Genomic DNA, 19,322 nt, shown 5'->3' on the forward strand with positions numbered 1-19,322 from the left:
ACCCGAACCGCCCCACGACGTGCGGCTCTCCCCGGATGCCCCCTTCGTCCTGTCGCACACCTCTTCCCGTGTGGATCCTCGCGGTGGCCCGAGAAGCCAGCCGTTCGGCCGGACAGCTACAGTCAGGACCCGCTCATAAGGACTGTCGTGACAGATGAGAGGGTCGGGCGGGTGAGTGAGACACCGACGAACACCCTGCAATACCGCGCTGACGGGCCAGAAGACGCCCCGGTCCTGGTCCTGGGTCCCTCACTGGGTACCACGTGGCACATGTGGGACCGGCAGGTGCCCGAGCTGAGCAAGCACTGGCGAGTGCTCCGCTTCGACATGCCCGGACACGGCGGCGCCCCCGCCCACCCCGTGGAGTCCGTCGGTGACCTTGCCGCCCGCGTGCTCGCCACGCTCGACGAGGTGGGCGTACAGCGCTTCGGCTACGCGGGCTGCTCGCTCGGCGGCGCCATCGGCGCGGAGCTGGCCCTCAGGAACCCCCAGCGGGTCGCCTCGCTCGCGCTCATCGCCACCTCGCCGCGGTTCGGCACCGCCGACGAGTGGCGCCAGCGCGGCGTGATCGTCCGCACGAACGGCCTCGAACCCGTCGCCAGGACCTCGCCCGAGCGCTGGTTCACGCCCGGCTTCGCCGCCGCCCAGCCCGCCATCACCGACTGGGCCGTGCAGATGGTCCGCACCACCGACCCGGGCTGCTACATCGCCGCCTGCGAGGCGCTCGCCGCCTTCGACATCCGCGGCGAACTGGGCAGCATAGGAGTGCCCACGCTGGTCCTCGTCGGCTCCGAGGACCAGGTGACCGGCCAGGGCGAGGCCCGCACGCTCGTCGCGGGCATCCCCGACGCCCGCCTCGCCGTGGTGCCCTGCGCCTCGCACCTCGCGCCCGTCGAGCAGCCCGCCGCGGTCACCGACCTGCTCGTACGCCACTTCGGCAGCGCCTGGCAGGCCGCGCCGGACATCGGCGCGACCGGCCAGCACGCCATCGCGGCACCGCCCGTCAAGCCGGTGCTCGCCCCGCCGCCTGCCGCGCCCCCGGCCGAGATCGCCCCCGTGGAGCCGCCCCAGGAGCGGGCCGCGCGCCCCGACGCGTACGCCACGGGCATGAAGGTGCGCCGCGAGGTCCTCGGGGACGCGCACGTCGACCAGGCCCTGGCCGCCGCCGACGAGTTCTCGGCGGACTTCCAGGACCTCGTCACGCGCTACGCCTGGGGCGAGGTCTGGAGCCGCCCGGGCCTCGACCGCCGCACCCGCAGCTGCGTCACGCTCACGGCCCTCGTCGCGGGCGGCCACCAGGAGGAGCTGGCCTTCCACATCCGCGCCGCGCTGCGCAACGGCCTGACCCCGCCCGACATCAAGGAAGTGCTGCTCCAGGCCGCCGTGTACTGCGGCGTGCCCGCGGCCAACAGGGCCTTCCGGGTCGCGCAGACGGTCATCCGGGAGGAAACGACACCCCCTGAATAGCGCCGAGCGGCGCGGCGAGCAGGATGGGGAACCACGCGACGGAGAAGAGAAGGGGACCCCCATGACGACGACCACCGGCACGAAGCTCACGAAGCAGTCCCACGCGTGCGTGCGCCTCGAAAAGGAGGGCCGGACGCTCGTCATCGACCCCGGGGGCTTCACCGAGGCCGACGCGGCCCTCGGCGCCGACGCGCTCCTCGTCACCCACGAACACCCCGACCACTTCGACGAGGCCCGCCTGCGCGCCGCCATGGAGGCGAACCCGGCCGCCGCGATCTGGACCCTGGCGGCCGTCGCCGACCGGATCGCCGCGGCCTTCCCGGGGCGCGTGCACCGGGTCGGCCACGGCGACACGTTCACGGCCGCGGGGTTCGACGTCCAGGTCCACGGCGAGCTGCACGCCGTGATCCACCCCGACATCCCGCGCGTCACCAACGTCGGCTACCTGGTGGACGGCGCCGTCTTCCACCCCGGCGACGCGCTCACCGTCCCCGACCACCCCGTGGACACCCTCCTGGTCCCGGTGATGGCCCCCTGGAACAAGATCTCCGAGGTCATCGAGTACGTCCGCGAGGTCGAGCCGCGGCGTGCCTACGACGTCCACGACGCGCTGCTCACGGACCTGGCGCTGCCGATCTACGAGGGGCACATCGGCAGGCTCGGCGGCACCGAGCACACCCGCCTCGCACCCGGCGAGTCCGCCCGGGTGTGACCGCCGCCGGGCCGCCCGCTGTCAGTCCCGGCAGGTAGGTTGTCCGTCATGCGCATCGCCACCTGGAACGTGAACTCGATCACCGCACGCCTTCCCCGCCTCCTGGCCTGGCTGGAGAAGAGCGGCACGGACGTCCTGTGCGTCCAGGAGACCAAGTGCACCGCGGAGCAGTTCCCCACCGAGGCCCTGCGCGAGCTGGGCTACGAGTCGGCGGTCAACGCCACCGGCAGGTGGAACGGCGTCGCGCTGCTCTCCCGCGTAGGCCTGGAGGACGTCACCACGGGCCTGCCCGGCGGCCCCGACTACGACGGCGCGCAGGAGCCGAGGGCCATAGCGGCCACCTGCGGCCCCCTGCGCGCCTGGTCGGTCTACGTGCCGAACGGCCGCGAGGTCGACCACGCCCACTACGCCTACAAGCTCCAGTGGTTCGAGGCCCTCAAGGCCGCCGTCACCGCCGACGCCGCGGGCCCCCGCCCCTTCGCCGTCCTCGGCGACTACAACGTCGCGCCGACGGACGACGACGTCTGGGACGTCGCCCGCTTCGAAGGCCTCACGCACGTCACGCCCCCCGAGCGCGCGGCCCTCGCGGCGCTCCGCGAGACCGGCCTCACGGACGTCGTCCCGCGCCCCCTGAAGTACGACCACCCCTTCACGTACTGGGACTACCGCGAGCTGGGCTTCCCGAAGAACAAGGGCATGCGCATCGACCTGGTGTACGGCAACGAGCCGTTCGCCAAGGCCGTCAGCGACGCCTACGTGGACCGCGAGGAGCGCAAGGGCAAGGGCGCATCGGACCACGCCCCGGTGGTCGTGGACCTCGACCTCTAGCCCCGGAGCGCCTCCAGGGGCACCGCGCGCGCCAGGGCGGCCAGGCCCGCGTCGCCGGGGTGCAGATCGTCGCCGCTGTCGTACGCGGGCAGCAGGCGCTCGGGCCGCGCCGGGTCGCGGAGCGCCGCGTCGAAGTCGAGCACGGCGTCGGCGTCCGTCTCGCCCCGCCGCAGCGCCGCGTTCACCGCGACCCGCCGCGCGTCGACGGCCGCCGTGCACCGGGCCTCCCCGGCGCACGGCACCAGCGTCGCCGCGACGACCCGCAGCCCCCGCGCGCGGGCCCGCGCGGCGATCTCCCGCAGGCCGCCCACGACGTCCGCGGCGGCCGCCCCGGCCCGCAGGTCGTTGATGCCCTGGAAGACGACCACGGTGCGCGGGGACGTCTGCGCGAGCACGTCACGGTCGAGCCGGTGCAGCGCGCTGACACCTCCGGTGTCGGTGGACACCCCGTCCCCGGGATAGCGGTCCCCGACGACACGGTTGGCGGAGATGCCCTGGTTGAGGACGCCGTAGCGCGCCGAAGCCGGCTCCTCCAGGAGCCGCCGCGCGAGCACGTCGGGCCACCGCCGGTTCGTGTCAGGAGTGGAGCCGACCCCGTCGGTGATGGAGTCACCGAGCAGCACCACCGAGCCCGGCCCGCCCGCCACGTCGACCCCGGTGAGCAGCGGCCACACCCGCATCGTGGAGGTGTACGCGGCGCCGGACGCCTCCGCCGCGTGATCACCCGGCCCGCTCACGTACGAGGTCTGGAGGGCCTGGCTGTGCACGGGCGCGGCCGTCACCGTCCCCGGCAGATGGAAGCTGACGAGCAGATCCGCGCCCGCGGGCACCGCGAACCGCACGGGGTCGCTGAACACCTGCGCCCCCGCGGGGATCTCCACCCCGCCCGCCCCGCCGAACGTCAGCGGTACGGGCGCGCCGCGCGCCTGTGCTCCCGCGCCCCGCACGGCGACGCTCGCGCTCCCGACGCGCACCGGCGCCGACGCGAAGGTGTTGTCCAGCCGGATCCGCGCCCGCGGCCCGCCCACGCCGGTGTGCACCACGAGCCGCACGGTCCGGTCCGCCCACGGGCCCACGCTCGCGTACCCGGCCGTCGACGCCGACCACGTCCCCGTCCACCCGGCGGCGGGGGACCGTACCGACACGGCGAAGACATGCAGGTCCGCCGCGCCGGGATCGCCGGGAAGGCGCACCGACGCCACCTCGCGCCCGCGCGCGAGCGGCACGGTGACGACGTACAGCCGTGCCTTCTCGGCGCGTTGCCCGTCCGGCGTGTTGATGTGCGGCAGGGCGACGGACTTGGTGGCGAGCGGTCCGGTGCGCCAGTCGGGGGCGGTCAGACGGTACGTGGTGCGCGATCCGTCGCCGTACCGCACGGTCCCGGTGCCGTGCGCGTCGCCCCCGGTCCCCGCCACCAGGAAGGCGAGCGCGTCCCCGCGCCCGCGCAGCCGCACCCACTGCCCGTCGGCCCGCACGTTGTCCGGCTCGCCCGCCCGCGTGTCCGGCCAGGCGAGGCGCGCGCCCTCAACTCCCAGCGTCCGGCCGGGAGTCCACCCGGCCGCCGCCAGGTCCGGCGCGGACAGCGAGGCGCCCGCGCCGTCGAAGTCCGCGTCACCGGGCCGCGCGTCGTCGCTGACGGCCCTGTTGTCGAAGAGCCGCTCCAGGGGGAGCGGCCCGGACCGGTGCGGCGCGGCCCCCGCGGCCCCCACGGGGGCGAGGCCCCCCAGGAGCGCGAGCACGACGGCGGCACCGCGGACACGTCGGCGCACGACGGCCCCTTCCCCGAGCCTCGGTGTTCCTGGCGTTCTCCGGCCCCCCGGTGTGACGGGGGACGCGCCCTGAAGCTAAGGAGCCGTCAGAGGCCAGTCAAGACGGCGACCCCGTCCGTCACCCCGGCCGCCGGTCCCCGAACCCCTTTGCCAGGATGGGCCCATGCATCTTTACGATGAGCGCCTGACTGTCCCGGCCGTGTGGTGGTTCCTCGTCGTGCTCGGCGGCGGGCTCTTCGCCGGGCTGCTGCTGCCGTTCGGCCCGGTGGCCGCCGCGGCCGGTCTCCTCCTCGTCGTCGCCGTCTGCGGCCCGCTCGTCCACCGCTACGGCTCGGCGCGCATCGTCGTGACACCGGGCACGCTCGTCGCGGGAGGCCGCGCGATCCCCATCGACGAGCTGGGCACGACCGAGATCCTGGACGCGGGGGAGGCCTTCGAGTGGCGCACCCGCAAGGCGAACGCGTACGCGCACCTGCTGCTGCGCAGCTATGTGCCGACCGCGCTGCGCGTGGAGCTGCGGGGCCCGCACCACACCGCGCCCTATCTGTACCTCTCGACGCGCCGCCCGATGAACCTGGCCACGATCCTCGCCTTCACGCGCCGCTGAGGGCCCGCGCGGGCGGCGCCACGGGAGGCGGGCGGAGTGATTCGCCTGATTCCGTGATCAACTGCCGCAAGATACATTCCTTGGAACGCGAAAGCCGCCGTCCGAACGCTCGGGCGCCCCACGGAGAGGCCGGTCATGAACATTCCGTTCCTGGACAAGTGGCGCAAGCGGCACGCGGGCGGGGCAGGGCTGAAGCTCGCCGCCGCCTTCGAGGCCGACCCGGAGGGGGTGGCCGAGCTGCTCTCGGAGTGCGAGCTGCTGCGCTCCCAGGCGGCGCGCGCGGGGCTCGAACTCGACGACACGCCCGCGTCGTTGGCGGCGCTCGACCAGCTCACGCCGCGCTGGCGCGAGGACCCGGAGACCCTGCCCTGGCTCGGCAACGACGCGGGGCTCTACCTCGGCACGGTCATCGTCCGCACCGTCCCCGGCGCTGTGTGGCACGTCCTGCCGGGCGGCACGCCCGTCGTCCGGCTCGCCTCGGGCCGGGAGCTACAGGTGGTCGCCGCGGGCCTCGACTGGGCCGTACAGGGCACCCCCGAGCTGTCCCAGATGTACGCCGAGACCTCCGAGACCTAGGGCCTGTCCGATGGGCCGGCGCGGGCGCGGGGGAGGCGTGCCCGCGACATGACCGGCGCGTGGCCGGGCCGTGGCGGCACGGCGAACCTCCGGTCTCAAATACGGTTAATGCCCATAAGTGCGTGTCGTCCCATAAGTCCTGTTTTGCCGTGGATAGTTTGCGCGGACCGACACAGCTGAGAGTGGGCAGGTCTGGGCATGGCCGTCGATCCGTTGATCGAGCTGCGTGACGTGAACAAGTACTACGGCGAGTTGCATGTCTTGCAGGACATCGACCTCACCGTCGGCAAGGGGGAGGTGGTCGTGGTCATCGGCCCGTCCGGTTCGGGCAAGTCGACGCTCTGCCGGACGATCAACCGTCTTGAGACCATCCAGTCGGGCACCATCCGCCTCGACGGGCAGCCGCTGCCCGAGGAGGGCAAGGCCCTGGCCCGGCTCCGCGCCGAAGTCGGCATGGTCTTCCAGTCGTTCAACCTCTTCGCGCACAAGACCGTGCTGCAGAACGTCGCCCTGGCCCAGGTGAAGGTCAGGGGCCGCAAGAAGGACGAGGCGGACCAGCGCTCCCGCGAACTCCTGGAGCGGGTCGGGCTCGCCGCGCACGCGCAGAAGTACCCCGCGCAGCTCTCCGGCGGCCAGCAGCAGCGCGTGGCCATCGCCCGCGCCCTCGCCATGGACCCCAAGGTCATGCTCTTCGACGAGCCGACGTCGGCCCTCGACCCCGAGATGATCAACGAGGTCCTCGAAGTCATGCAGTCCCTCGCCCGCGAGGGCATGACGATGGTCGTCGTCACCCACGAGATGGGCTTCGCGCGCTCGGCCGCCAACCGCGTCGTGTTCATGGCCGACGGCAGGATCATCGAGGACAGGGCCCCCGAGGACTTCTTCACGCACCCGGAGAGCGACCGCGCCAAGGATTTCCTCTCCAAGATCCTCAAGCACTGACGGGGGGATGCGTCCCATGCGTACGACACGCCTGCTCGGGCTGCTCGCGGCCCTGTCGCTCACCGCGCTCGCCACCGCCGCCTGCGGCAAGGAGGGCAGCCCGCCGACCAAGGGGCCCGCCGCGGGGAAGCTGCCCGTCTACCGGGTCGCCGAGGGCTTCGACCTGTCCGCCTCCAGCACCTGGCGCAAGGCCGAGAACCGCGGCCACTTCGTCGTCGGCGCCAAGGAGGACCAGCCCTACCTCGGCGAGAAGGACCCCGCCACCGGCCGCTACTCCGGCTTCGACATCGAGATCGCCAAGATGGTCTCGGCCTCCCTCGGCCTCGACCCGAAGCGCATCTCCTTCAAGACCATCGCCTCCGCGAACCGCGAGACCGCCCTCCAGAACGGGCAGATCGACTACTACGTCGGCACCTACACCATCAACGACAACCGCAAGAAGCTCGTCGGCTTCGGCGGCCCCTACTACATGGCCGGCCAGGGCCTCCTCGTACGCCACGACGAGGACGACATCAAGGGCCCGAAGGACCTCGACGGCAAGCGCGTGTGCTCGGCCGCCGGCTCCACGCCGTACCAGCGCATCCAGAAGGACCACCCGAAGGCCACGCTCGTCGCGTACGACACGTACTCGGTGTGCGTCGACAACCTGCTGACCTACCAGGTCGACGCGGTCACCACCGACGACGCGATCCTGATCGGCTACGCGGCGAAGGTCCCCGAGGAGCTGAAGGTCGTCGGCAAGCCGTTCTCCGAGGAGCCCTACGGCATCGGCGTCCCCCGGGGCGACAACACGCTGCGCCTTGCCATCGACGACGCCCTCGCCGCCCGCGAACGCGACGGCGACTGGAAGAAGGCGTACGACGCGACCCTCGGCCTGTCCGGGGTCCCCGCGCCGAAGCCCCCCGCCATCGACCGCTACCCGGCGAGCTGAGGAGGCGTCGTGGACGTACTGACGGACAACTTCTCCACCTACGGCGAGGGCTTCCTCGGCACCGTCGAACTCACCGTGTACGCCTCCGCCCTGGCGCTCGTGCTCGGCTTCGTCATGGCCTCCTTCCGGGTCGCGCCCGTCGGCTCCTTCCGCGTGTTCGGCGCGGTCTGGGTGGCGGTCCTGCGCAACACTCCGCTGACCCTGCTGTTCTTCGCCGTCCTGCTCGGCCTGCCGCGCTTCGGACTCGTGCTGCCCTTCAAGGTGTTCGCCGTCCTCGCCCTCGGCTGCTACACCTCCGCCTTCATCTGCGAGGCACTGCGCTCCGGCATCAACACCGTGCCCAGGGGGCAGGGCGAGGCGGCCCGCAGCCTCGGCATGACGTTCGGTCAGACCCTGTCCATGGTGGTGCTCCCGCAGGCCTTCCGCTCGGTGATCCCGCCCGTGGGCTCCACGCTCATCGCCCTCGCCAAGAACTCGGCGATCGCCGGCGCCTTCAGCGTCACCGAACTGCTCGGCACCTACAAGACACTCAGCGAGCTGGGCTACAACATCGTCTGGACCTTCCTCTGGATCGCCCTCGGCTACCTGATCATCACCCTGGCCATCAGCGCCGTCTTCAACATCCTCGAGAAGCGCTGGGGAGTCGCCCGATGACCACCACCGCCGCCGAAGCCACCGCCCTCTACGATATCCCGGGCCCGAGGACCCGCAGGAGACACCTGCTGTACGGCGTCCTGTCGACCGCCGTCATCGTCGGGCTCGTCGCCTGGGTCCTGTACCTGCTGTTCGACACCGACCAGTTCACGCGCACCAAGTGGACGCCGTTCGAGTACCAGGGCATCCAGGAACTGCTCCTGCGCGGCCTCGGCAACACGCTCAAGGCCTTCGCCGTCGCCGCCGTGCTCTCGCTCGCGCTCGGCGCGCTCCTGGCCACCGGGCGCCTCTCCGAGCACCGGGCGGTGCGCTGGCTGGCCACGCTGGTCGTGGAGTTCTTCCGGGCCATGCCCGTACTCGTGATGATCTTCTTCGTCTTCGTGGCGCTGAAGGTCCAGCCGCTTCCGGCGCTCGTCGCCGGGCTCACGCTCTACAACGGCTCCGTGCTCGCCGAGGTGTTCCGCTCCGGCGTCAACTCCGTCGAGCGCGGACAGAGGGAGGCCGCCTACGCGCTGGGGATGAGAAAGACTCAGGTCATGTCGTACGTCCTGGTGCCACAGGCCGTGCGGGCCATGCTGCCCGCCATCATCAGCCAGTTGGTCGTGGCCCTGAAGGACACCTCGCTCGGTTATCTGATCACCTATGAGGAGTTCCTGCACGCCGGGAAACTGATCGCGTCGAACCTCGACTACGATTTGCCTTTCATCCCCGTGGTCATGGTGATCTCACCGATCTACATCGGGATGTGCATGCTGCTGTCGTGGTTCGCCTACTGGGTGTCCAAACGCCAGCGGCGCAGTCCCAAGACAGAGGCCGTGGACGTCGCCCCGGCTGAACCAGGGACGCTGCTGCCGGGAGGGGGTCCCCCCAGGGCCCCCGCCCCCTAGGGGGAAGCAGCAGCTGGAGGGCCAGGCCCGCCCGGCAGCAGCCGGAGATCACTGCTCGCGCAGCGGGATCGACACGTACGACGGGTCGGTCCTGGGCGAGGAGAAGGTCAGCTGCGCGCCGGACGGGTTGTGCTCGATATAGAGCGGGTCGACCGTGTCGACCACCAGGGCGAGCCTGTGTCCTGCCGGGACGTCGTAGGCCGTGGAGAACAGCTCCAGGTCGACGCCGAACGGCTTGCCGGGGGTCTTGCCGTGGAAGGTGTACGGCGCGTTGCTGACCAGCTTGCCGAGGCCGAGCGGGCCCACGTCGTAGAGGTACGCGACGAGGGTGCCGCTCTCCTTGGTGCTGGTGAGCGTGGTGTGCAGCTTCGCGGTGCCGCGCACGCGCTGGGGCCGCTCGGCCCGCTGCCCCTGCCAGACGGCCGCGTACCGGCGCGGCAGCAGCGGCATCGACGCCATCGGCGGCAGCTTCAGGAACTGGTCGAGGGCGTTGGAGAGCATCACGATGCCGCCGTTGGCGCCCGAGTCGACGTTCGTGTGGATCGTGGTGGTGCCCGCGAGGTCCAGCTTGCGCTGGGCGGCCCCTACGGACTTCCAGTCGGGGTAGCCCTCGTAGCCGCCCGTGGAGCGGGACTTCAGCTGGACGGGCTGCTCCTGGTCGACGCCGTTCTTCTCGCCCTTCAGATAGCGGTCGAACCAGCGCCGGGTGCTCGTCCAGGTGTCGTTGGGCAGCCCCAGCAGGCCCGTCGCCTCGGCCGTCGCGTGGTCGCCGGGGCGGAACTCCAGGCGCTTGGGGCCCTTGAGCTTCTCGTAGAAGTCGGCGTACTCGTTGGGCGGGAAGATGGTGTCGCCCCAGGCGTTGCCGAGCATGACGGCCGCGCCGTTGCTGTTGATGCGGTCCAGGTACGTCGCGGGGGAGCGCTTGGCGCCCCACGCGATCATCTCGTCCTCCTGGTCCAGGTTGGAGCCGAGGAAGTCCTTGAGGACCCCCTGCAGCTCGGCGCTCGGGCGGCCGGTGAGCCGGCCCGCCCCGCCGAGCAGGGCGGCCGCCTGGAGGTGCTGGGTGCGGCCGCTGTAGATGGACCCGACGAGGTCGCTCCAGCCGCTGAGGGCCGCGACCGCCTTGACCCGTTTGTCGTGCCCGGCGGCCAGCAGGCTGATGCCCGCCCCGTAGCTGACGCCCGCCATGCCGACCTTCTCCGGGTCGGCGGGGGTGTTCCGCAGCGTCCAGTCGATGACGCGGGAGGCGTCCGCGATGTCCTCGGGGCCGCCGACCTCGATCTCGCCGCCGGACTGCCAGAAGCCCCGCGAGTTGTAGCTGACCACCACGTAGCCGGCGTCGGCGAGCTTCATGGCCTGCGCGATGTACTCGATCTGCGGCATGGCCCAGCTCGTGGGCAGCACGACGACGGGGTACGAGCGGTCCGCCGGGGCGCCCGCGGGCGTGACGACGTTGGCCTTGAGGACCGTGCCGCCGTCCCCGGGGATGTCGACGAAGCGGACGCCCGGGGCGGCGGCCTTGGACGGGGGTGCGGCCTGGGCGGCGGGGGCGGCACCGGCGACGAGCGCCACCGATACCGCGCCCAGGGCGGTGGTCCGCAAAGCTCTGCGCGTCTTTCCCACGGGTCACTCCTCACACATGCCGGTGCAAAGTGACCTGACGGTAACCGCGCAGGATTACCTCGGGTAACCCCGCGGTAAGTTACGTACGGGTAACGATAGTTGAGGTGTGGAGTTTCTCCGCCGCTCGCCGCTCGCCGCTCGCCGCTCGCCGCTCGCCGCTCGCCGCGCGGTCTCAGCGCAGCGCGCTCTTGGCCTGCCAGTCCGCCCACGACAGGTTCCACTCGCCGAAGCCGTTGCCGGGGTCGGGGGTGCCCTTGGAGCCGCTGCCCGAGACCTCGAACGGGTCGCCGATCTGGACCTGGCCGTACAGCCACGCGGCGTTGCCGGTGCTCATGCCGACGCAGCCGGAGCTGTGGTTGGTGTTGCCGAAGTACGCCGCGTTCCAGGGGGCCGCGTGGGCGTACATGCCCGACCAGGTCAGGCGCATCGAGTAGTCGACCATCTTGTCGTAGCTGTTGCCCAGGCCGACGGTCTCGGAGCGCATGTTGATCGTGCCCTCCTTGGCCATCAGGACCGACGTGCCGCCCCAGGAGGCCTTCTCGCCACCGGGTGTACCCGCGGACATCGGTACAGACTTGACCGTCTTGCCGTCCCGCGTCAACGTCGCGGTCTTGTTGTCAAGATTGACCTTGACGACCTGGTTCTTGCCGACGGTCATCGCGGTGTCGTAGTCGCGGACGAACCAGCCGCCGTCGGCGCCGGAGTCCACGCCGTTCAGCTCGGCGTCCAGCGTCACCTCGGTGCCGGACTTCCAGTAGTCCTTGGGCCGCCAGTCCACGCGGTCCTTGCCGTCATAGTTCTTGATCCAGCCCCAGGAGCCGACGGTGTCGTCGGACGTCTTCACCTTGAGGTGCTTCTCGACCTCCGCCTTGTTCTTGACGGGGTGGTCGAAGACGATCGACAGGGGCTGGGCCACGCCGACGGTCTTGACGTTACGGCCCGGGGTGATGGTGACCTTGTTGACCTTCTCGGGCGCGGCCGTGGTGAACGCCTTGCCGGCCTTGCCGCCCTCCTGGGTGGTGGCGCTCACGGTGTAGCTGGTGCCGGGCGCGGCCACGCGCGCCGAGGTCCAGCCGCGGCCGTCGGCGGAGACCTTGCCGGGCAGCTTGGTGCCCTCGGCGTCGGCGACCGTGACGGCCTTCAGCTTGGCGTCCCCCGCGGCCAGCTTCACGGTGACCGTGACGCCCGCCTTCGCCTGCTTGCCGGTGAGGTTCACCGAGATCTTCGGCTTCTCGGCCTCGGCGTCGTCACCGGAGCCGCCGCCGGAGCAGGCGGTCAGGGCGGTCGCGAGGGCCGCGGCGCCCGCGACGGCCGCGTACCGGGGGCGTATGGAGCGGCGGCTGGTGCTCAGGGACCTGCGGGACCTCAAGGAAACGTACCTCCGTGCGGATGTTCATGCCTGCCCGGAGTGAGAGGGCGGAGGGTCCTTCGGGGTTGCCTGTTGTCGGGAAAATCCGGACTGCGTCACGGAAGTGTTATAGGGGCCTCGCGTTCCGCGGTCGGGTGCTCACTCGGCGCGATGGCTTACTGCCACGAGCGCGACGGACGGTTCGCAGGTCCGGCACCCCGTTCCGACGGCACGCGCGGCGTCCCGGCGAAGCCCTCAGCGGCCATTCGCAGCCACCTCGGCAGGCGCCGTGGCCGGGGGAGGGGGCGCGAAGTTACGCTGCGCGGACGGCCGTTGACTGGAGGTGCCCATGCGGCGTGAAGTAGTACGGAATCTGACGCTATTGGCGGTCGGCGGGGTATTGGTGACGGTCGGAGCGGCCGCCCCCTCCTCGCCTTCGCGCACAGCGGAACCGGGCACGGCGGCCGAAGCGGCCCCAGGGGCCCGAGCAGGCTCAAGACCCGATGCGGCCCCCGCGGCCCACGCTTCCAGGACGCCGCCGAAGGTGCCCGAGGCTGTCGGGTCCGGCGGGGCCGTCGCGAGCGTCGACGCGGACGCGTCGGCCGCGGGCATCGAGGTCCTGAAGAAGGGCGGCAACGCCGTGGACGCGGCCGTCGCCACGGCCGCCGCGCTCGGCGTCACCGAGCCGTACTCGGCGGGCGTGGGCGGCGGCGGGTACTTCGTGTACTACGACGCGAAGACCCGCACGGTGCACACCCTCGACGGGCGCGAGACGGCGCCGCGCACCGCGGACTCGGACCTCTTCCTGGAGAACGGCAAGCCCCTGCCGTTCGCGGACGCCCAGACCAGCGGGCTCGGCGTGGGCACGCCCGGGACCCCCGCCACCTGGCGCGCGGCGATCGACAACTGGGGCAGCGAGCGGCTCGGCACGCTCCTGAGGCCCGCCGAGCGGCTCGCCCGCGACGGCTTCACGGTGGACCGGACCTTCCGCGCGCAGACCGAGGCCAACCAGGAGCGCTTCAAGGACTTCCCCGCCACGGCGGAGCTGTTCCTGCCGGGCGGGAAGCTGCCGGTCGTCGGCTCCACGTTCAAGAACCCCGACCTCGCGCGCACCTACGCCGAGCTGCGGCGCAAGGGCGTCGGCGCGCTCTACCGGGGCGACATCGGCAGGGACTTCGTACGGACGGTCAACAAGCCGCCGGTGGACCCGGAATCGGATCGCGACGCGCGCCCCGGCGACCTGTCCATGAAGGACCTGCGCGCCTACGAGGTGAAGGAGCGCGCGCCCTCGAAGACCACGTACCGCGGCCTCGGGGTCTACTCGATGGCCCCGTCGTCCTCCGGCGGTACGACGGTCGGCGAGGCCCTCAACATCCTGGAACGCGGTGACCTCTCGCGTGTCAGCAAGGCGCGCTATCTGCACCGCTTCATCGAGGCGAGCCGGGTGGCGTTCGCCGACCGGGGGCGCTGGGTGGGCGACCCCGCCTTCGAGGACGTCCCCACCAAGGAACTGCTCTCGCAGCGGTTCGCGAACTCCCGCGCCTGCCTGATCAAGGACGACGCGGTGCTCAAGAGCCCCGTGGCGCCCGGCGACCCGCGCGACCCGCGGCCCTGCGCCAGCGCAGGCAAGGCGGCCCCGACGACGTACGAGGGGGAGAACACCACGCACCTGACGGCCGCCGACAAGTGGGGCAACGTCGTCGCCTACACCCTCACCATCGAGTCCACCGGCGGCAGCGGCATCACCGTGCCCGGCCGGGGCTTCCTGCTGAACAACGAGCTGACCGATTTCTCGTTCGCGCCCGCCCGGCCCGGCGTGCACGACCCGAACCTGCCCGGGCCCGGCAAGCGGCCCCGCTCGTCGCTCGCGCCGACCATCGTGCTCGACGAGGACCGCGAGCCGGTCGTCGCGGTCGGCTCGCCCGGCGGCGCGACCATCGTGACGACGGTCCTCCAGACCCTGACCGGCTTCCTGGACCGGGATCTGAAGCTGGTCGACGCGATCGCGGCGCCGCGCGCCAGCCAGCGCAACGCCGCGCAGACCGAGCTGGAGCCCGGCCTGTGGGACAGCCCGCTGCGGCGCGACCTGGAGGCGCTCGGCCACTCCTTCAAGCAGAACCCGGAGATCGGCGCGGCCACCGGCGTGCAGCGGCTGCCCGGCGGCAAGTGGCTCGCCGCGGCGGAGCCGGAGCGCCGGGGCGGCGGCTCGGCCATGGTGGTGCGACCGCGGTCGTAGACCCCGCGCGTCCACGGTGTGCGCACCGGGGCCCGTGCCGCTCACCTGGGTGGCACGGGCCCCCGCGCGTGCGGGCGGCCGATCGGCACCGGCCCCCCGCTCGCGCGGACGCCGGGGGCTGCGGCGCCGCAAGGCGGGTCAGAGCGCCGTCAGGATGCGCGGGCCCGCGTCCGTGATGGCCACGGTGTGCTCCGCGTGGGCCGCGCGGCTGCCGTCGTCCGTGCGCAGCGTCCAGCCGTCCGGGGCGGCGTGGAACCCGTCCGTGCCGCCGCTGATCAGCATCGGCTCGATGGCGAGCACCATGCCGTGGCGCAGGGGCATGCCGCGGCCCGGCCGCCCCTCGTTCGGCACCGAGGGGTCCTCGTGCATCTGGCGGCCGATGCCGTGGCCGCCGAAGCCGTCCGGGATGCCGTACCCGGCGGCGCGGCAGACGGTGCCGATGGCGTGGGCGATGTCCCCGATCCTGTTGCCCACCACCGCCGCCTCGATGCCTGCCTGGAGGGCGCGCTCGGCGGTCTCGACCAGGCGGACGTCCTCGGGGCGCGGCGTGCCCACGATGAAGCTGATCGCGGAGTCGCCCGCCCAGCCGCCGAGGTGGGCGCCGAAGTCGGCGGAGAGCAGGTCGCCGTCGCGCAGGCGGTAGTCGTCGGGGATGCCGTGCACGATCGCGTCGTTCACCGAGGCGCACAGGGTGGCGGGGAAGGGGACCGGGGCGAACTCCGGGTGATAGTGCAGGAAGGGGGACGTGGCACCCGCGTCCTTGAGGACCTGATGCGCCACCTCGTCCAGGTCGCGCAGGGTGACGCCGATGGCCGCCGCGGCCCGCACCGCGGCCAGGGCGCGCGCGACCACGCGCCCCGCCTCTCGCATCGCGTCGATCGATGTGTCCGTCTTGAGTTCCACCATGCCAATTACTATACCGGTATTTGAATGGGGTGCGCGTAGACTGGGGCCATGGTGCGCACCCCTCTGACCCCCGAAGAGCGCGAGCGCGGCGAGCGGCTCGGCCGCCTGCTGCGGGAGGCGCGTGGCGAGCGGAGCATGGTGGAGGTCGCCGCGAGCGCCGGCATCTCCGCGGAGACCCTCCGCAAGATCGAGACGGGCCGGGCGCCGACGCCCGCGTTCTTCACGGTCGCGGCGCTCGCGGTGACCCTGGAGCTGTCTATGGACGAGGTGGCACGGACGTGCGTCCTGGTCCCGGTGTGAGGCCCGCGCGGCGGACGCGCGCCGTCCTGCGGGCGATGAGCGCCGCGCCGCCCGCCGTCGCGAGCGCCAGCGCCACGAGGAGCGCGCTGACCCACAGCGGCGAGCGGTAGCCGAGCCCCGCGTCGATCGCCCGGCCCCCGGCCCACGGGCCCACCGCCGCGCCCACGTTGAACGCCGCCGTGGCGAAGGCGCCGCCCAGCGCGGGCGCCGCCGTCGCCGCGTACAGCGCGCGGGCGATCAGCGTGGACCCCACGGCGAACGACAACGTGCCCTGTACGAAGGCGAACGCCACGGTCACCGCGGTGTGGTGCGCGGTCAGCGCGAAGACCGCCCACCCCGCGAGGAGCGCGAGCGAACCGGCCACGAGCAGCGGCAGCGGACGGCTGTCCGCGAGGCGCCCGCCGAGCGTGACCCCGGCGAACGAACCGAGCCCGAACAGCGCGAGAAGCCCGGGCAGCCAGGCGTCCCCCACCCCGGCGACGTGGGTGGCGAGCGGTTCGAGATAGGTGAAGGCGCAGAACGTGGCGCCGTTCACGAGCGCGCCGAGCAGCAGCGTCACCACCAGGCGCGGGGCGCGCAGGGCGCCCAGCTCCGCGCGGGCACCGAGGGGCGCGCCCCCGGGGGTGTCCACGGGGACGGACCGCGCGATCGCGACGACGGCGGGCAGCGACATCAGGGCCACCGCCCAGAACGCGGCGCGCCACCCCCACAGCTGGCCGAGCAGCGCGCCGCCCGGCACGCCCGCGACGCAAGCGAGCGTCGTGCCGCCGAGCAGCACGGACGTCGCCCGCCCCTTGGCGTCAGGGGCGACCAGGCCGGTCGCGGTCGTGAGCGCCACCGCGAGGAACCCGGCGTTGGCGAGCGCGCTCACGACGCGGGTGGCGAGCAGGACGCCGTAGCTCGTGGTGAGCGCGCCCACCACGTGCGCAAGGAGGAAGGCCACCAGGAAGCCGAGGAGCGCCCGGCGGCGCGACCAGCGCAGGCTCAGCACCGCCATCAGCGGCGCCCCGACGACCATTCCCACGGCGAACGCCGAGGTCAGCCCGCCCGCGGCGGACACCGACACGTCCATGTCGGCGGCGATGTCCGACACCAGGCCGGACAGCATGAACTCGGACGTGCCCTGAGCGAACACGGCGAGTCCGAGCAGATAGAGGACCATGGGCACAGCGAAACTCCAAAGCCACGTCAGCCACGGCGTGGGCGCGACGGGTCCAGGAAGTGGCGGACGGGCCCACGGCGTGGATGGGAAAAGGGAAATGTCCGTGACTGCGGCGCGGTGATGGTCCCCGGGCACGCTCGCCGCAGAGCCCCGAGCGGGGCTGCGACGCGGGCGGCGGGCCGGATCGGCCGGGATGGGCCGGATCAGCCAGAATGGGCCGGATCAGCCAGAATGGGCCGGATCGGTCAGGATCGGGGCGAGGCCACCGGAGCGCGCCGGTGGCTAGCCTCTGCTGGCTTCGGGACTGGACATGTGCGCAGACTAGCCACGCCTCCCGCCGCACGTCCACGTAATTAACGAGGGCTCCGGAAAACCACGTGCAGCCGTCCCGTAACGCGTCTGGTGTTATCTTCCGGACCGGCAGACCCTAGTCTCCCAGGGGACGGTGCCCGACGATGGCAGTGGGACAACTCCCGGAACAGGTCACGGAGTTCGCGCGGTACTTGAACGGGCTCCTGGCACGCCTCGACCAGAGTGCCGGATGGTGCGGCGTGTTCTGGTCCCGTGACCCCGACGGCATGCGAGCCTGCCTGGACGGCACCGAAGTGCCGCCCTGGGACGTGGTGCAGGCGCTGCTCCACGACCTCGCGGCGGACGTCGGCGTGGGGGTCGCGCAGGCGGAGACCGGCCGCGCCCGGTCGCTGCACGCCGCGTCCGTGGCGGCGCACGACGACCGGCCCGGCGGGCGCGAACTCCTCAGTGACCGGCTCGACATGATGCTCCAGGAGCAGCGGTTCGCGGCCGAGCGGGAGCAGGAGCTGGCCCGCTCCCTCGCCCTCGCCGCGACGCCCGACGAGGTGGACCGCATCCATCTGGACCTGGCCTGGGTGCGCGACGACCACGAGCGCGCCGCGGCGCGCTGCGGCGAACTGCGCCGGCGCATGGAGCGCCTCGACCGGGCGCGCGCGCCGCGCTGGGTGGACTTCGGCGCCACCCCCTCCCCGGACGGCGCGGAGTTCCCCGCCGACGGGACCGGCACCCCGGCCGGAGCCCACGGGTCGGCGCAGGCCCCCGCATTCCCCACCGACACCGACACCGACGACTACTGGCCGGACGCGTACGACGGGGGCCGCGGCGAGGCCGCGTACGACAGTGAGGGCCGAGGGGTCGCCGCGTACGGCGACGACGCCCGGGAGGCCGCGTACGACAGCGACGGCCGAGGCGCGGCGTACGACACCGACGGCCGTGGCGTCGCGTACGACGACGTCCGCGCGTCCCCGGACCCGTATCCGGACTCGTCCCCGGACCCGTACCCGTACGACAGCGACCCGCGAGCGGAGGCGTACGACCGTGACGGGCGCGCCGCAGCCCCCGGCGGGGACGGCCACGACACCGCCTACGGCCACCCCCAGAGCCCCGAGGACCCCGATCCGCCCCGGCGGGACGCCGAGCCCGAGCCCGGGCAGGACACACCGCCGCGGGTCCCCGCCCAGTCCGGCCGCTCCCGGCTCGGGGTGCGGCGCCGGCCGCGCGGCGCCCGGTTCGCGGGCTTCGACGGCACGGGCGACGACCTGGCCGAGCCCGTGGCCGCGCCGCCCGGCGCGGGCGCCGCCGCCCCGCGCACCCCGCGCGGCGCCCGCTACGTACAGGCCGTCGACGCGCCCCCGCGCACCCACCCGGCACCGGCCGCCGCCCCGGACGGCGCCGCCGCGGACGAGCGCGCCACCGTCGAAGCGGTCGAGGCCCTCATCCGGCTGCGCGGCGAGGGCCGCAGCGGCGAGGCCCACGGCGTGCTCGTCGAGGCGGCCGGGTGGCCCGCCGCGCGGCTGCCGCTGTTCGCCGACGAACTGCTCCACGCGGGCCTCGCGGCCGACTGGGCGACCCTGCTGTGGGAGGCCGCGTCGCTGCCGCCCGACCGCCTCGTGGCCGTCGCCGACGCGCTCGCGGGCGCGGGCCGCGCCGACGACTGCCGCAAGCTCCTGCGCCAGGGCGTGGCCCGGCCCGCCCCGGAGATCGCCGAGTCGCTCCTCGCACTCCTGGACGCGGGGCGCGAGCGCGAGGCCCGCGCGCTGCTCGACGCGTACGTGCGCGTGCGCAGCGCCGAGGACGTCGCGGCCTGCGCGCACGCCGACGCGCAGCGGCTCGTCCCGCTGCTCCTGGAGATGGCCAAGGGCGTGTCGGACGCGCACCACTGGGACCTCGTGCACGCCCTGCGCGTCGCGGGCCTCACCACCTGACCGCCGCACGTCCCGCACCCGCTCGGGTGATCGGTGGCCCCTGAAACAAGATCGTCTCTGGCGCGTTACGGCGATGGTCTTGGCAAGGCCCCCGATGGGGCTTACGTTCGTCTGTCTACGCACCAAGTCTACGGGCG

At 72.9% G+C, this 19,322-nt stretch carries 17 protein-coding genes; 12 read left to right on the forward strand and 5 right to left on the reverse strand.

Annotation, left to right across the window (positions count from 1 at the left end):
- The first annotated feature begins 171 nt into the window (after window positions 1–171).
- The 3 genes from pcaDC to AC07GB_RS08280 all read left to right on the forward strand — a co-directional run bounded on the left by pcaDC (window position 172) and on the right by AC07GB_RS08280 (window position 3,007).
- Entirely contained in the window at window positions 172–1,467 is a 1,296-nt protein-coding gene (gene pcaDC / locus AC07GB_RS08270) for a bifunctional 3-oxoadipate enol-lactonase/4-carboxymuconolactone decarboxylase PcaDC (RefSeq protein ID WP_478842805.1), read from the forward strand.
- 61 nt (window positions 1,468–1,528) lie between these two features.
- The gene (locus AC07GB_RS08275) at window positions 1,529–2,179 is read left to right on the forward strand and encodes an MBL fold metallo-hydrolase (protein ID WP_478842807.1); all 651 of its coding nucleotides are present in this window, start codon (window positions 1,529–1,531) and stop codon (window positions 2,177–2,179) included.
- Window positions 2,180–2,227: 48 nt separating this feature from the next.
- Window positions 2,228–3,007: an exodeoxyribonuclease III gene (locus AC07GB_RS08280; RefSeq protein WP_478842809.1), complete on the forward strand. Its 780-nt coding sequence runs from the start codon at window positions 2,228–2,230 to the stop codon at window positions 3,005–3,007.
- Here AC07GB_RS08280 and AC07GB_RS08285 read toward each other — a convergent pair.
- Window positions 3,004–4,776, reverse strand: a complete 1,773-nt coding sequence (locus AC07GB_RS08285) for a GDSL-type esterase/lipase family protein (RefSeq protein ID WP_478842811.1) — start codon at window positions 4,774–4,776, stop codon at window positions 3,004–3,006. The genes AC07GB_RS08280 and AC07GB_RS08285 overlap by 4 nt on opposite strands.
- A gap of 163 nt (window positions 4,777–4,939) precedes the next feature.
- On the opposite strand from AC07GB_RS08285, the gene AC07GB_RS08290 reads away from it, so the two are divergent.
- The 6 genes from AC07GB_RS08290 (at window position 4,940) to AC07GB_RS08315 (ending at window position 9,373) form a co-directional block, all read left to right on the forward strand.
- Window positions 4,940–5,383: a DUF3093 domain-containing protein gene (locus tag AC07GB_RS08290; protein WP_478842813.1), complete on the forward strand. Its 444-nt coding sequence runs from the start codon at window positions 4,940–4,942 to the stop codon at window positions 5,381–5,383.
- A gap of 135 nt (window positions 5,384–5,518) precedes the next feature.
- Window positions 5,519–5,959: a DUF6278 family protein gene (locus AC07GB_RS08295; protein WP_478842815.1), complete on the forward strand. Its 441-nt coding sequence runs from the start codon at window positions 5,519–5,521 to the stop codon at window positions 5,957–5,959.
- Window positions 5,960–6,157: 198 nt separating this feature from the next.
- Entirely contained in the window at window positions 6,158–6,901 is a 744-nt protein-coding gene (locus tag AC07GB_RS08300) for an amino acid ABC transporter ATP-binding protein (protein ID WP_478842817.1), read from the forward strand.
- A gap of 7 nt (window positions 6,902–6,908) precedes the next feature.
- Window positions 6,909–7,832, forward strand: a complete 924-nt coding sequence (locus AC07GB_RS08305; protein ID WP_478842819.1) for a glutamate ABC transporter substrate-binding protein — start codon at window positions 6,909–6,911, stop codon at window positions 7,830–7,832.
- 9 nt (window positions 7,833–7,841) lie between these two features.
- On the forward strand, window positions 7,842–8,486 hold the full coding sequence (locus AC07GB_RS08310) for an amino acid ABC transporter permease (protein WP_478842821.1): 645 nt from the start codon (window positions 7,842–7,844) through the stop codon (window positions 8,484–8,486).
- Entirely contained in the window at window positions 8,483–9,373 is an 891-nt protein-coding gene (locus tag AC07GB_RS08315) for an amino acid ABC transporter permease (RefSeq protein WP_478842823.1), read from the forward strand. Before AC07GB_RS08310 ends, AC07GB_RS08315 begins: the two co-directional genes overlap by 4 nt.
- Window positions 9,374–9,421: 48 nt before the next feature.
- On the opposite strand, the gene AC07GB_RS08320 is transcribed toward AC07GB_RS08315, so the two are convergent.
- Both AC07GB_RS08320 and AC07GB_RS08325 read right to left on the reverse strand, forming a co-directional pair.
- On the reverse strand, window positions 9,422–10,996 hold the full coding sequence (locus tag AC07GB_RS08320; protein ID WP_478842825.1) for an alpha/beta fold hydrolase: 1,575 nt from the start codon (window positions 10,994–10,996) through the stop codon (window positions 9,422–9,424).
- A 172-nt stretch (window positions 10,997–11,168) separates the two neighbouring features.
- Window positions 11,169–12,365, reverse strand: a complete 1,197-nt coding sequence (locus tag AC07GB_RS08325; RefSeq protein WP_478842827.1) for a L,D-transpeptidase — start codon at window positions 12,363–12,365, stop codon at window positions 11,169–11,171.
- Between the two features lie 328 nt (window positions 12,366–12,693).
- Between AC07GB_RS08325 and ggt the strand changes: the two genes are divergently transcribed.
- Window positions 12,694–14,580: a gamma-glutamyltransferase gene (gene ggt, locus AC07GB_RS08330; RefSeq protein WP_478842829.1), complete on the forward strand. Its 1,887-nt coding sequence runs from the start codon at window positions 12,694–12,696 to the stop codon at window positions 14,578–14,580.
- 138 nt (window positions 14,581–14,718) lie between these two features.
- Here the strand turns inward: ggt and map are convergent, their stop codons facing one another.
- Window positions 14,719–15,486 (reverse strand): type I methionyl aminopeptidase, encoded by a 768-nt coding sequence (map, locus tag AC07GB_RS08335; RefSeq protein WP_478842831.1) that lies wholly within the window; start codon window positions 15,484–15,486, stop codon window positions 14,719–14,721.
- A 48-nt stretch (window positions 15,487–15,534) separates the two neighbouring features.
- Here map and AC07GB_RS08340 point away from each other — a divergent pair, with 48 nt between their 5' ends.
- On the forward strand, window positions 15,535–15,786 hold the full coding sequence (locus AC07GB_RS08340) for a helix-turn-helix domain-containing protein (protein WP_030667597.1): 252 nt from the start codon (window positions 15,535–15,537) through the stop codon (window positions 15,784–15,786).
- Here AC07GB_RS08340 and AC07GB_RS08345 read toward each other — a convergent pair.
- Window positions 15,743–16,954 carry a Cmx/CmrA family chloramphenicol efflux MFS transporter gene (locus tag AC07GB_RS08345; protein ID WP_478842833.1) on the reverse strand — a complete coding sequence of 404 codons (1,212 nt, stop codon included), beginning with the start codon at window positions 16,952–16,954 and terminating at the stop codon, window positions 15,743–15,745. The two genes, AC07GB_RS08340 and AC07GB_RS08345, sit on opposite strands and share 44 nt — an antisense overlap.
- A gap of 449 nt (window positions 16,955–17,403) precedes the next feature.
- Between AC07GB_RS08345 and AC07GB_RS08350 the strand changes: the two genes are divergently transcribed.
- A complete protein-coding gene (locus AC07GB_RS08350) occupies window positions 17,404–19,185 on the forward strand; it encodes a hypothetical protein (protein ID WP_478842835.1) in 1,782 nt (593 codons plus the stop codon).
- The last annotated feature ends 137 nt before the right edge of the window (window positions 19,186–19,322 follow it).

This window comes from Streptomyces sp. NPDC045778 (genome assembly GCF_056431945.1).